Genomic DNA, 14213 nt, shown 5'->3' with positions numbered 1-14213 from the left:
TAATATAAAACAATAACAACAATAATAGAAGTTATAAACAATCCAACATAAACTGCGTTTTCTTTTAATTTACCAGGATAATTTAGTAATTTTTTTTTCACAACTGTACCATCACCTTATCAGAAATACCAGCTTGTGCACCGACTAATGCCACACTCAGTTTGGAGGGTTTTTGACTTAGTCTGTTTTTGTTTGAATGCACTTAATGCTTGAATGTTTTTGATGGTTTTAATCATGTTGTTTTTTATTTAATTGTTCTAATTTTTTCCAGTCTTTCTTGATGATGGCTTGAAGTTCTTTGCTATCTTCTAAAATGCCTGTGGTACAATCCTTTGGCGTGCCATATTTTGGTTCTTTGCTTTTGTTGTCTTTGATAATTGTTTGTAAATCTTCATACCATAATTCGCTTAAATATTTTTTGGCATTTTCAATATTTTTAATGACATTTTCGGCAATTTCTCCCTCTAATTGCAAAGTTTCAAACTCAGTATTTTTATCAATTCTAAAGCTGAATGTTTTAAGTGCATATGCCCCTTGACACTGAGCATTCCTAAAATTCGCCCCTTGACACTGAGCATCCCTAAAATTCGCCCCTTGACATTGTGCTCCCAAAAAATCCGCCCCTTGACACTGTGCACCCCAAAAATTCACCCCTTGACACTGAGCATCCCTAAAACTCGCCCCTTGACACTGTGTATTCCAAAAATACGCCCCTTGACACTGTGTATTCAAAAAACTCGCCCCTTGACACTGTGTATTCCAAAAATCCGCCCCTTGACACTGAGCACCCCTAAAACTCGCCCCTTGACACTGTGTATCACTAAAACTCGCCTCCACAAGGTAAGCGTGCGACAAATCTGCTCTAGGAAAGCCTGCTACTTTTGCAAAATCTTGTGCGTATAAACCGTGCTCTTTCTTTTTAAATAAAAGATTGAGGGTAGTTTGAATTTCATTTGATGGGCGTTTTTCGTGATTTTTTTTATATTCTTGCTCATTGGTTTTTGAACGAATATGTGAACAGAGGATTTGCGCAATTTGCTGGCGATATTTCTCCTCCTCCAGTGCCAATTCATGCAAGGCATAAACTGCACCTGTGCGCGCCGAAGTTTCACTTGACCCCAACAAACCAATGGCTGAATTAAAGCGCCCATCTACTCGCTGGTTAATTTGCAAATCAATTTGTCTTTCTTGGTTTTTTAAGCGTTTGTGAATAAAGAACAAACTTATGATTGCAATTAGATGAGCAGGTATATTCCAGCTTATTAGCGACTCAAGAGTCATATTGCAACTGTGCCATCACCTCATCAGAAATATCCGCATTGTGATAGACTTCCTGCGTGTCGTCTAAATCCTCTAGGCGTTCAATGAGTTTCATAAACTTTTCTGCATCGCCGAGATTTAGCCCGACTCTTGTGGCGGGCTCCATCGTTACCTCAGCGTGACCAGGTTCTAGTTCTGCTTGTGTTAATGCATCTTTAACGGTAAAAAAATCCTCAGGGGTGGTAATCACATCAATTGAGCCATCGTCATTGCTAATGACATCTTGTGCACCAGCATCAAGTGCCACTTCCATTATTTGATCTTCATCGCCCGATGCAAAACTAATAAAACCTTGTTTGTTAAATAGATAAGCCACGGAGCCATCAGTGCCTAAATTACCGCCGTGCTTAGAGAAGGCGTGGCGCACATCAGCCACCGTGCGATTGCGATTGTCTGTGAGGGTATCCACCATAATCGCTGTGCCACCTAGCCCGTAACCTTCATAGCGCACTTCCTCATAGTTGTCACCGTCAAGATCGCCACTACCACGTTTAACGGCACTTTCGATGGTGTCGCGTTTCATATTAGCGGCTAAGGCTTTGTCAATCACCATTCTAAGAGAAGGGTTGTTTTCTATGACGCCACCCCCTGCTTTGGCGGCAATGACAATTTCTTTGATTAATTTGGTAAAAATCTTACCGCGTTTAGCGTCTTGAGCGCCTTTGCGATGTTGAATGTTGTGCCATTTACTGTGTCCTGCCATATTCTGTCTCCGTAAAATCTAGTAATTTTTGTATTGATTGTTGTGCTTGTTGATTGATATTTTTGTCAATTTTAATCTCGTTTTCACCTGTTTGTAAAACACTTAATAATTTTTCTAAACTGTTCATTGCCATCCATTCGCAATGCGCACAAGATTCACAATCTGCACCTGCACCGGCTGTCGGGGCTTCAATGAGTTTTTTGTGCGGGGCAACAGCGTGCATTTTGTGAAAAATACCATTGTCAGTGGCAACGATAAAAGTAGTTTCTTCTCGGTTTTGGACTGCGTTAATCAAAGCAGTAGTAGAGCCCACCACATCCGCCAAATCTACCACAGCTTGTGGTGATTCCGGATGCACCAAGACACAAGCCTCAGGGTGTTTGACTTTAAGCGCTACCAAAGCATCCGCTTTAAATCTTTCATGCACCACGCAAGCACCTTGCCAAAGTAGCATATCCGCAGCCGTTTGATTTTGCACATAACGCCCTAAATGTTTGTCAGGTGCCCAGAGGATTTTCTCTCCACGCTTGTGCAAGTGTTTGACCACTTTGAGTGCACTACCCGAAGTGACCACCCAATCCGCACGCGCTTTAACCGCAGCAGAAGTGTTGGCATACACCACCACTTTTCTATCGGGATGCTGATCACAAAATTTGGAAAATTCTTCAATCTGGCAATCCTCGTCTAACGAACAAGTGGCATTTTCATCCAATACCAATACCGTTTTTTCTGGCGAGAGGATTTTTGCCGTCTCCCCCATAAATTTTACCCCTGCAACAATGACAATATCTGCATCACAGTTCTGTCCAAATCGTGCCATCTCTAAACTATCAGAAACCAACCCACCTGTTTCTTGTGCCAAATCTTGCAAATCACCACTCACATAGTAGTGCGCTACTAATACGGCGTTTTTTTGTTTTAATAGGTGTTTTATTTTTTCAATCATTTTTATTTAACAAGAGAGGTTTTGTCCTATTTTTTCAATAAATTGTTGCCTGAAAAAGCTAACATCGTTGGTGATAACTTCGTTAAATCCATATTTTTTTAAGCTAAAAGAATATGAATTTTCTGTTGATCTGCGCTCTCGGTTTGGTTTGTTAACTTTATGAACAACGCAAAAAATAAGTTCATAATCAGTAATTTTTAACTTTAATTCCGTAAAAATACCTGATAGAACATGATAGCCATCTTGAAGTTTATTCTGAATGCCTTTTACACGAACGCTCTCTTTAAAAGAATTTTTAAACTCTACACAATATATTATCTTGCCTTTAAAAATAAGTGCGTCAGGTGAAGCAGGGCGATGCCCACTATCTTTGTCTTCTTTTTTGACAATTTTATCAAAGTTGTAGTATTTATATACTGTATTTTGACACAAAGATTCATTATTTTTATCATCATAACTCAACTCTTTAAAATTTTCTAAACAGTCTGAATATTTGGCTTGAAACTTGCCTTCTGCACTCATTGTAATTTTTCTGCATCCATCTTATCAAACACAGAATAGGGCTGTGAAAGCGTTTCAAAGACCTTTGATAAAATCTGATTGTTGTCGTCTGATTTAATCATCCCATCTTTAGCTAAGTAAAAATTGGTTTTGTCTTCTATGTCATATTTCTCAGCATATCTTTCCAAGGCTTCAATCATATAAGGGCTGTGTGTTGTGACTAGGATATTGATATTATTTTTAACCAAAAGAGTGATAATTTCAGCATATTTTAGTTGCCAATTAGGGTGTAAATGCACTTCGGGCTCATCAAGCACAATCAATGTTCTTTCGTCTAAAAAGTGAGCTGATAACAACATTTGCAATATACCGAACGACTTAATGCCACTAGCCACATTGACAATACTGTGACTTTCTTTGCCTTTAGAATATACAAACTCATCACGCTTTTTATCGAATTTTATTTTTCCATTGATAATGCCAGTGATTTTTTCATATAAATCACTGTCATTTGAATTAAAAAACAAGTCTTCTTCATAGGCAGAATTTCTAAGTTTTGCATCCAAATCTTTAATATGGAAAGCAATATTGGCTCTACCTAATGAGCGTAAACGGCTTTTTTTGTCTTGTGCGGCGAAGAGTGATTTTGAATTTTGAATGGATTCGCTGAAGTTAAGTATCATTGGCGTTTCAATAATGACGCTGTCATTAAAATATAAATCATCTTGTAAGTTAAATTTAGTTAAATTGTTTTTATGAAGTTCTATGTTTAAAATACAACCGCTTTCTCCTTCGGTAATTTTTACATGAGAAGCCTCGGTTTTGTTACGGGAAATCACCCCCCTAAATTCTGAATAAATAACTTTACCAAAGGCTCTTTTGATAGCAGAGTCTTTATCGTAGTCTCGTCCAATAATCTCTTGTAAATCAGTAAATAATTTTTCGATTTTATCGTTATAAATATTTTTTTCTTTTAAATATTCAATTCTGCTTGTTGTCGCCTCAAGTCCTTTATTATTTACTTCATCACTAAAATAGAGCGGATGAAACAGCTCTCTTGATTGTTCATGTTCGTGTTCGTACTCGTTGCCTTTAAATATAACTCCTCTAATAGCGAAATAAATATGCTCTATTGTTTTTATAATATCGCTTTCTTTGCTCTCCTCTAATTCATCTTGATATTTTCCAATTGCCTTGGTAATAGAAAACATTAATTTACCAACGGTGCTTTTGCCACTATCATTTTCACCAGCGATAACTGTTAGACCTGATAATTCAATATCTGCTTCTTTAATAACACCAATGTTTTTTATTGTCAGTTTCATTTTTTTATTATAAGTATTTTTTACTTATGCCGGAGGTTTATCTAATCTTTTTCGGGCAAACTTATTTTGACGCCTAACTCTCTTAGCACCTTATTTGGTACGGGTGCAGGCGCATTGGTTAATAAACAAGCCGCAGTTTGGGTTTTAGGAAAAGCGATAACATCGCGAATAGAATCGCTGCCGGTCATAATCATCACCAAACGGTCTAAGCCGAATGCCATGCCGCCGTGAGGAGGGCAGCCGTATTCTAGGGCATTGAGCAAGAAGCCGAATTTGTCCTGTGCTTCTTCATCACTAATACCCAATAATTTTAATACGGTTTGTTGCATGGCAACTTGGTGAATACGAATAGAGCCACCACCGACCTCAGAGCCGTTAATGACCAAATCGTAAGCACGAGATAGGGCGGTAGTGGCAGTGGATTCTAGGGTTTTGGCGTCAACGCTGGGTGCGGTAAATGGGTGGTGAATGGCACTTAAAGAGCCATCATCATTAGCATCAAACATAGGGAAATCAATCACCCAAATTGGCGCCCATTGGCAAGTGTATAGGTCTAAATCTTTGGCAATTTTTTCACGCAAATTGCCTAAGGCTTCATTCACAATTTTAATTTTATCTGCACCGAAGAAAATAATATCACCGGTTTTTGCATTGACTTTATCAATAATGCTTTGTGTGACTGCTGCACCTAAGAATTTTAAAATTGGCGAGGCGGGACCATCTTCGTTCATCTTGATGTACGCCAAACCTTTGGCACCATAAATACTGACGAATTTGGTGTAATTATCAATTTGTTTGCGTGAGATGGTTGCACCGTTAGGTATTTTTATTGCACCGACGCGTGAATTTGGATTTTTGGCGGGTTCGGCAAACACTTTAAATTCAATGTTGCTGAGTAGTTCATCAATACCAACAATCTCTAACGGGATACGCATATCAGGGCGGTCAACGCCGTATTTATCCATGGCATCAGCGTAAGTGATGGTGGGGAATTTACCCCCCAAATCTGCATCAATGACTGACTTAAATAGCCCACGGGTCATTTCCTCCATCATCTGCATAATTTCATTTTCATTCATAAATGAAGTTTCAACATCAAGTTGGGTGAATTCTGGCTGACGGTCGGCGCGCAGGTCTTCGTCTCTAAAGCATTTTACGATTTGGTAATAACGCTCAAAACCCGACATCATTAACAACTGCTTAAACAATTGTGGAGACTGTGGCAGAGCAAAAAACTCACCAGGGTAAGTACGCGAAGGCACTAAATAGTCGCGTGCACCCTCAGGGGTTGCTTTGGTTAAAAAGGGCGTTTCAATATCTAAGAAATCATGATTGTCCATAAACTCACGCATATAGTGCGTTACTTTTGAGCGCAGTCTCATACGCTGTTGCATGACATCGGTACGCAAATCCAAGAAACGATACTTAAGGCGCACTTCTTCTGAGGTATCTAGTGCATCAATTTGGAAGGGTACGGGCTTAGAGGTGTTGAGAATCTCAATTTGCTTAGCAACAATTTCAATTTCACCGGTGGCAAGTTTTGCATTGATTAAGTTGTCCTCTCTGGCAATCACTTCGCCACTAATTTTTAACACAAACTCGTTGCGTACAGTCTCAGCTAAAGCAAAATCCTGATTATCTGGATTGATGACCACTTGCACGATGCCTCGTTTATCACGCACATCCAAAAAGATAACGCCACCATGGTCACGACGACGATTTGTCCAGCCACAGATTTCAACAGTTTGACCTATGTTTTCTTTGTTTAATTCTCCACAATAATGTGTTCTCATCATTTTATTTGTCCTTTTTTATGTTGGTGTTACTACACCAGTAGAAATAACCAGTTTGAACGCCTCATCGACGCTCATGTCAAGCTCAATCACTTCCTCTTTTGCCAGCATAATGAAAAATCCAGAAGTAGGGTTGGGTGTGGTTGGTACATAAATATTAACCAACTCCTTGCCAATTTTTTTTGCGACTTCACCTTGATAATCACTGGTTTGAAAAGCAATTGTCCATAGCCCCTTGCGAGGATATTGTATTAACAAAGCTTTTTTAAAACTCTTGCCAGAAGGGCTAAATACTGTATCTGATAGTTGTTTTAGGGCGTTATAAATTCCTCTAAATCCAGGAATTTTATTGAGCAGTTTGTTCCAAAGTTGTAGTAATTTACGCCCAATAAAATTATTGACCAGTATGCCAGTGACCAGCATAATAAGCAGCACTAAAATAATGCCAGAGCCTGGGATGGTGCTGCTTAAATCAAACAATATTGTTGGTAAATATTGTGAAGGTATTAGATTGTTTACCGCTTCTAAAAAGAACTTGATAAGTGCAATGCTAAGTCCTAATGGAATCCAAAAAAGCAATCCAGCGACAAAATAATTTCTTAGATTTTTTAACACTTGTTTTTACTAACTTTAAAAAGCATTATTTTAGCACAGGCATATCTGTTTCTTCATCTCTAAGTGTGAGGATTTCATAGCCTGATTTTGTGACTAAAATTGTATGTTCCCATTGTGCGGAAAGTGAGCGGTCTTTGGTGGTTACTGTCCAGTTATCAAGGGTGGAGGTTGTTACTTCAAAACTGCCCAAGTTGACCATAGGCTCAATGGTAAAAGTCATGCCTTCTTCAAGTATTGGACTGTTAGCGATATTGCCATCATCATAATGCATCACTTGTGGCGCAGCATGAAATGTCGTGCCGATACCGTGCCCACAATAATCACGCACGATAGCGCAATTATTTTTAATTGCATGAGCGCCGATAGCTTTACCAATCTCGCCTAAGTGAATGCCAGGTTTGACTTTTTGAATGCCAATATACAAGCATTCTTGTGCAATACGGCAAATGCGTTGTGCTTTGACGCTGGATTTGCCAACGATAAACATCTTGGAGGTATCACCATGATAATCGTCTTTGATAACCGTAATATCGACATTGATAATATCTCCTTTTTTGAGTTTTTTTTCGCCGGGTATGCCGTGACAGACAACATTGTTAATGCTGGTGCAAATTGATTTTGGAAAGCCGTGATAGTTAAGCGGGGCAGGGATGGCGTTTTGTACATTGACAATATAGTCATGACAAATTTTGTCCAGTTCATCAGTGCTAACACCTGATTTAACATAAGGCGTAATCATATCTAATACTTGTGCTGCCAAGCGTCCAGCAATACGCATTTTTTCTATTGCATCGACAGATTTAATGTCAATAGCCATTTATTTTTGATTTTGAATTCTAGCGATGCGCTCTCTAAGCGGCGGATGGGTGGCAAATAATTCACCTCCAATGCCAAACATCATAGCGTGGGCGTATTCTTTAGACGAAGGATTTTCCATTTTTGTGGATTTTCCACCATTTTCTAATACCTCAAAAGCCTGTACTAGACCATCGGGGTATCGTGTAAATTGCACTGCACTGGCATCAGCCAGATATTCTCTTTGCCGACTCATCGCAGCTTGTAATATTCTACCCATCCATACCGTTAGAGCGCCAATAATAGCGATAACAGCAGCCATTGCAAACATGACTAACTTGGCTCGCCCATCCATTCTGCGATTGTATATCGCATTATAAAAGATAAATCTTGCTAAAAAGAACAGCGCAGTAAAGCCAAACACAAAAGCAGATATTTGAATATTTAATTTAATATCTTGATTGACAATATGCCCTATTTCATGAGCAATAACCCCTGAGAGCTCGGTTCGACTAAAGGTGTTTAATGCGCCTTCAGTGATTGCGACGATAGCGTTTTTATGGCTTTTTCCAGCAGCAAAAGCATTAATACCTTGTTCTGGAATAAGATACAAACTGGGTGTTGGTACGCTTGCTGCTAAAGCTTGTTCAGCAACAATATTGAGCGCTTGTTTTTCTGCTAAAGAATGAGCGCTATCCTCATCTAATCGTCGAGCATTAAAGGCAATAGCAACTTTATGCCCGTCTGATTTTTTGAAAAAACCAAATGCTGTTGTTAAACTTTGCACTATAAAGGCAATCGCAGAAAAACTAAGCAAAATTTGGATTTGTTCACTATTAAAAGCACGAGAATTGCTGGCAGAAAATTTCTGCCAAAAACTGTATTGCTCATAACCGGGCTGATAAAGTTCTGCCAAATTAAGCCCAACTACAAAAGTCCAGCCAATTAAAAGGGAAGAAATTGATAACAACAAAACATACAAAAACCAAATGATTCTGCTGTTTCTCTTAGCACGGTCTTGGTGCTCCCTAAAGTCCATGTTTGTGTAAAGTTTTACTTAAACAAGTCTTTTGGTGCTTCATTCAGCTGCTCAAGACTTTCGCTAAATTCTAAGTTTTGCGCATCTGCACTAAAGCCAAACAAACCTGCCAAAATAACATTTGGAAATGATTTTTTGTATTCGTTAAATTTTTGCACTAAGTCGTTATAACCTTGACGAGCACTAGCAATGCGATTTTCTGTGGTGGTCATCTCTTCGCTTAATTGCATCATATTTTCACTGGCTTTCAGTTCAGGATAGTCTTCCATCTTTAGGTTGAACCCACCCATTGCACCTTCTAATGTTGCCTGAGAGCTTGCTAATGTTGCCATGACATTGGCATCGCCTGGATTGTTTTCAGCCGCTTGCGTTGCTTGCAGCAGTCCAGATCTTGCTTGTGTTACTGCCATTAAGGTTTCTTTTTCATGTTCCATGTATTTTTTAGCAGCATCAACCAAATTGCCAATCAAGTCTAGGCGACGCTTGAGTTGCACTGAGATTTGCTCAAAGCCGTTTTGGTATTGCGTTTTATAAGAAACCAGATTGTTGTAAATTTTGACAACCCAAATAACCGTAATGGCAAGGATAGCGATTATTAACCAATTTTGTGTGATGAATTCCATATTAAACCTCCAATTTTTAGAATTGAATTATAGCATAATTTTTTGTTTTTCGCTCTCATTCCAATTATTGAATTTTTCAAAAATATTTTCTAAAAAAGTTTGAATGGATGTTGTTTGCTTGTTTTTGTTGGTATAAGTGCTATCAGCAAAGACCTGCCCATAGGTTTTGGTTGTGCTAATATCAGGCAACTTATCAAACGCTTGTAATATGCAAAGGTTTCTATACAAAAGACCTTGACAAATTTTTTTTTAACTATTACAGGAGACCTTTGCATAAATAGGAACAATCATCAGAAACCCACTTTTCATCCACTTGGCGATTTTTTAAACCCAGTCTTAGCCCTGCTAGGACAAGGTTTAAAAAATCGCCAATTGGGCAAAAATTGGATTTTACTAATCATCCCTATTTATGCAAAGGTCTCTACAGTAAATTTTTTAATCATTATTCTTTGAAAATGAAAAACATGACAAACTCACTAAACAAACTAACTAAACTCCTTGCAGTCGCCATCATATCAGTCTCTTTAAATGCTTTTAGTGTTGTACTAGGTCCACTCATCACAATCAGCACTAATCATGTTGGTGCCACTGCTGGAACTGCTATTACACCTGTTACCATCACTAATACAGGTGTTGCTGCTTCTTATTACTCAATTTCTCCTGTTATTTCTAATGGATTATCCTTTGGTGTAATAAATGGAACCATCACCATCTCTGGAACGCCAATTGTTGCATCTGATCCAGTGACTTATGTTGTAACAGCGAATGGTTTCTTTAGTAATGATACTGCAACTGTTGTTATTACTATTGGTGTCGGTACCACTAATCTAGCCTTTGGAAAGCCTGCCATACAATCCAGCAATTATTATAAGACTGATCGCTATCATGCCTCACAAACAGTTAATGGCAACACTATGGGTGTCTGGTATACCAGTAGCATAATCCACACCCAATATGAACAAGGCGCTTGGTGGCAGGTTGATCTAGGTAGTAAGAAAGATATCAAGTAAATCATTATCTACAACCGCACTGATTGCTGTGTAAATAGACTAAGCAACTACCAAGTTAGTATTTCTAATAAAGCAGACTTCAGCACCCACACTTATCAACAAGACTTTCATGTTGCACCCAATCCTAGAAAAATCATTCAATTAGACGCATCAGGCAAACAAGGTCGCTATGTTAGAATCCAGTTGCTTGACAAGGGCTATCTGTCTCTAGCAGAAGTTCAGGTTATAGGCACTGATTTTCAAGTTATACACACTAATCTTTATAAATAAAGAAAACGCAGTAAAAGCGTTTCAGTTGCTGCTTACTTAAGTTGTGGTGCGCTGGTAGTTAATTATTCAAGGTACGCACACTAGCGGTTGAGGGTGTTAGAGTGCTATTAAAATGAGGTTATCATGGCACTTTCTATTAAACACTTCTGGCGAAGTGCAAAATTTGAAAAATACCTTGACAAAATTGTTTTTAAATGTTATGGTGAATTCTTTTAATAATAAAAAACATGGCAAACAAACTAACTAAACTCCTTGCAGTTGCCATCTTTTTAGTCTCGTTAAATGCTTTTAGTGTTGCGTTGACCCCACTCATCACAATCAGCACTAATCATGTTAGCGCTACTTCTGGAACTACTATTACACCTGTTACTATCACTAATATAGGTGAACCTGCATTGCTTTACTCAATTTCTCCTGCTATTTCCAATGGCTTATCCTTTAATGTAGCAACTGGAACCATCTCTGGAACGCCAATTGCTCCCTCTGATCCAGTGACTTATACTGTGACTGCATTTGGTCTTTTCTTCTTCTTTAGTGACACTGCAACTGTTGTTATTGCTGTTGGTGTCGGTGATATTAATCTAGCCCTTGGAAAACATGCCACACAAACCAGCATATATCTATATCACTCTATCGTTCCTGTTGCTGGCTATGCAGTGGATGGCAACACTGATGGCTATTTCTTAAATCAGAGTACAACCCACACCAAGCTTGAATACAAACCTTGGTGGCAGGTTGATCTAGGCAGTCAGAAAAAGATTAATAAAATCATTATCTATAACCGTACTGATTGCTGTGTAAATAGACTAAGCGCCTACCGAGTTAGTATTTCTAATGAAGCAGACTTCAGCACCCACACCTATCAACAAGACTTTCATGTTGCGCCTAATCCCAAAAAAACCATTACATTAGACATGCCAGGTAAACAAGGTCGTTATGTTAAAATCCAGTTGCCTACCTGGGGCTATCTGTCTCTAGCAGAAGTTCAGGTTATGGGTACTGATCCTGTGCATTTTTCTGAGGTGGATTATTCTAGTGCTCAGAGTGATTTTGGTGGGGTTAACAATGCACCAAATTACCCTAATAGGAGTGCCTTTGCCGCCTTTAAAGACGATCGAGCAATCTCAATCATGGCGTGGGGTAATCTAACTTCTGGAGGCAAAAAAGTACCCACTGCCATTGATCTTGGCTATACCAAGCTTTATTCAAATTCAGCTGCCTTTGCTATCCTTAAAACCAACGGCTTAATTGAGACATGGGGTGACTTAAAGTATGGAGGCAAAAACGCACCTAATGCACCCAATGGTAGTGGACACACCAAGATTTATTCAACTACCAGTGCCTTTGCCGCCCTTACACGCGATGGCTCAATTAAGGCGTGGGGTAACCCACATTCTGGAGGCGCAGGTGCACCTTCTGGCAGTGGCTATACCAAGATTTATTCTAATAGAAAAGCCTTTGCCGCCCTTACACGCAATGGCTCAATCAAGACATGGGGGTTCCCATATTTTGGAGGCAAAAACGCACCCAATGTACCTACTGGCAAAGGCTATACCAAGGTTTACTCAACAGGTAGCGCCTTTGCCGCCCTTAAAGCTAATGGCTCAATCAAGGCATGGGGTAAACCAAATTCTGGAGGTAAAAAAGCACCCTCTGGTAGGGGCTACACCGATATTTATTCAACTACTGATGCCTTTGCTGCCCTTAAAGCTAATGGCTTAATTAAGGCGTGGGGTAATCCAGATTCTGGAGGCGCAGACGCGCCTACTGGCAAAGGTTACACCAAGATTTATTCAAATCCATATGCCTTTGCTGCCCTTAAAGCCGATGGCTCAATCAAGGCGTGGGGAGACTTTGATTTTGGAGGCGGAAAAGCACCCGCTGGCAAAGGCTTTATCAGGATTTATTCAAATGCATACGCCTTTGCTGCCCTTAAAGCCGATGGCTCAATCAAGGCGTGGGGAGATCCAAAGTTTGGAGGCAAAAAAGCACCCACTGACAAAGGCTATATCAAGATTTATTCAACCGATCAAGCTTTTGCCGCCCTTAAAGACGATGGTTCGATTACATCGTGGGGTGAGCTAGGGGGTTCGTGGGATGACTCAGGGAGTTTGTGGGGTGTGTGGGAGGACTTAGAGCATAAACCCAGAAATGTACCCACTGACAAAGGTTACACCAAGATTTATTCAAATGCATTTGCCTTTAGCGCTGTTAAGCCCGATGGCTCAATCAGGACATGGGGTGACCCAGGTTATGGAGGTTCATATGCCTCTGGTTATAACCTAGCCCTTGGAAAACCTGCCACACAATCCAGTACATATCCAAACGCCATGCCCACTATTGCTGGTTCTGCAGTCGATGGTAATACTGATGGCGAATTCTTAAATAAGAGCACAACTCATACCAACGATGAACAAGGCGCTTGGTGGCAGGTTGATCTAGGTAGCAGGAAAAAGATCAGTCAAATCATTATCTACAACCGCACTGATTGCTGTGTAGACAGACTAAGCAACTACCAAGTTAGTATTTCTGATAAAGCAGACTTCAGTACCCACGCCTATCAACAAGACTTTCATGTCACACCTAATCCCAAAAAAATCATTCAATTAAACGGATCAGACAAACAAGGTCGCTATGTTAGAATCCAATTACTTGACAAGAACTATCTGTCTCTAGCAGAAGTTCAAGTTATAGGCACTGATTTTCAAGTTATAAACACTGATCTTTATAAATAAAGAAAACGCAGTAAAAGTGTTTCAGTTGCTGCTTACTTAAGTTGTGATGCACTGGTGGTTAATTATTCAATGGGTAAATCTGTAAGTGGTGTAGTGCATACTAACGGTACTTACCTTTAACAATAAGTTATGTCGTTTTAATTTGGATATTGTCAATATATAGTCTAGGTAAGACTATGAGACCTTTGTATAAATAGGAACAATCATCAGAAACCCACTTTTCATCCACTTGGTGATTTTTTAAACCCAGCCTTAGTCCTGCCAGAACAAGGTTTAAAGAAATTGACAATGGGGTAAAAATTGAATTTTTCTAATCCTCCCTATTTATACAAACAAAAGACTTATTTGTTTGCGTTCTTCCAATGCAGAAAATAATATTTAACCCATATAAGAGACCTTTGCATAAATAGGAACAATCATCAAAAACCCACTTTTCACCCACTTGGCGATTTTTTAAACCCAGCCTTAGCCCTGCTAGGACAAGGTTTAAAGAAATCACCAATTGGGCAAAAATTGGATTTTTCTAATCATCCCTATT

The 14213-nt window shown here is 39.3% G+C and carries 14 protein-coding genes; 3 read left to right on the top strand and 11 right to left on the bottom strand.

The features are described 5' to 3' along the window. Positions 1-228: 228 nt before the first annotated feature. From BBROOKSOX_RS05840 to BBROOKSOX_RS05790, 11 genes are read right to left on the bottom strand one after another with little or no spacing between them, the layout of a single operon-like run. A complete protein-coding gene (locus tag BBROOKSOX_RS05840) occupies positions 229-1221 on the bottom strand; it encodes a pentapeptide repeat-containing protein (RefSeq protein WP_180323874.1) in 993 nt (330 codons plus the stop codon). A gap of 49 nt (positions 1222-1270) precedes the next feature. After that, positions 1271-2023, bottom strand: coding sequence for a YebC/PmpR family DNA-binding transcriptional regulator (locus BBROOKSOX_RS05835; RefSeq protein WP_139660297.1), 753 nt, complete (start codon positions 2021-2023; stop codon positions 1271-1273). Then, on the bottom strand, positions 2007-2969 hold the full coding sequence (gene nadA, locus BBROOKSOX_RS05830; protein WP_139660296.1) for a quinolinate synthase NadA: 963 nt from the start codon (positions 2967-2969) through the stop codon (positions 2007-2009). Before nadA ends, BBROOKSOX_RS05835 begins: the two co-directional genes overlap by 17 nt. Before the next feature lie 6 nt (positions 2970-2975). After that, positions 2976-3491 carry a hypothetical protein gene (locus BBROOKSOX_RS05825; protein WP_139660295.1) on the bottom strand — a complete coding sequence of 172 codons (516 nt, stop codon included), beginning with the start codon at positions 3489-3491 and terminating at the stop codon, positions 2976-2978. Beyond that, positions 3488-4795, bottom strand: a complete 1308-nt coding sequence (locus tag BBROOKSOX_RS05820) for an AAA family ATPase (protein WP_139660294.1) — start codon at positions 4793-4795, stop codon at positions 3488-3490. Before BBROOKSOX_RS05820 ends, BBROOKSOX_RS05825 begins: the two co-directional genes overlap by 4 nt. 41 nt (positions 4796-4836) lie before the next feature. Beyond that, entirely contained in the window at positions 4837-6588 is a 1752-nt protein-coding gene (aspS, locus tag BBROOKSOX_RS05815; protein WP_139660299.1) for an aspartate--tRNA ligase, read from the bottom strand. An 18-nt stretch (positions 6589-6606) separates the two neighbouring features. Beyond that, positions 6607-7203: a DUF502 domain-containing protein gene (locus tag BBROOKSOX_RS05810; protein ID WP_139660293.1), complete on the bottom strand. Its 597-nt coding sequence runs from the start codon at positions 7201-7203 to the stop codon at positions 6607-6609. Positions 7204-7228: 25 nt separating this feature from the next. After that, positions 7229-8020, bottom strand: coding sequence for a type I methionyl aminopeptidase (gene map / locus BBROOKSOX_RS05805; protein ID WP_139660292.1), 792 nt, complete (start codon positions 8018-8020; stop codon positions 7229-7231). Beyond that, positions 8021-9037 (bottom strand): M48 family metalloprotease, encoded by a 1017-nt coding sequence (locus BBROOKSOX_RS05800; RefSeq protein WP_139660291.1) that lies wholly within the window; start codon positions 9035-9037, stop codon positions 8021-8023. Between the two features lie 14 nt (positions 9038-9051). Then, positions 9052-9660: a LemA family protein gene (locus tag BBROOKSOX_RS05795; protein WP_139660290.1), complete on the bottom strand. Its 609-nt coding sequence runs from the start codon at positions 9658-9660 to the stop codon at positions 9052-9054. A 27-nt stretch (positions 9661-9687) separates the two neighbouring features. Further along, the gene (locus BBROOKSOX_RS05790) at positions 9688-9888 is read right to left on the bottom strand and encodes a hypothetical protein (protein WP_139660289.1); all 201 of its coding nucleotides are present in this window, start codon (positions 9886-9888) and stop codon (positions 9688-9690) included. A gap of 227 nt (positions 9889-10115) precedes the next feature. On the opposite strand from BBROOKSOX_RS05790, the gene BBROOKSOX_RS05785 reads away from it, so the two are divergent. From BBROOKSOX_RS05785 to BBROOKSOX_RS05780, 3 genes are all read left to right on the top strand, one after another. Next, positions 10116-10670 carry a hypothetical protein gene (locus tag BBROOKSOX_RS05785; RefSeq protein WP_218973704.1) on the top strand — a complete coding sequence of 185 codons (555 nt, stop codon included), beginning with the start codon at positions 10116-10118 and terminating at the stop codon, positions 10668-10670. Beyond that, complete coding sequence (locus BBROOKSOX_RS12460) at positions 10671-10940, top strand: galactose-binding domain-containing protein (protein ID WP_373896614.1); 270 nt, start codon at positions 10671-10673, stop codon at positions 10938-10940. It begins immediately after the preceding gene. 227 nt (positions 10941-11167) lie between these two features. Beyond that, on the top strand, positions 11168-13675 hold the full coding sequence (locus BBROOKSOX_RS05780) for a galactose-binding domain-containing protein (protein WP_139660286.1): 2508 nt from the start codon (positions 11168-11170) through the stop codon (positions 13673-13675). Positions 13676-14213: the final 538 nt, after the last annotated feature.

Source organism: bacterium endosymbiont of Bathymodiolus sp. 5 South (assembly GCF_900128535.1).
Classification (GTDB): Bacteria; Pseudomonadota; Gammaproteobacteria; order PS1; family Pseudothioglobaceae; genus Thiodubiliella.
The sequence above is the reverse complement of the archived record's forward strand: the minus strand, read 5'-3'. Positions and strand labels throughout refer to the sequence as shown.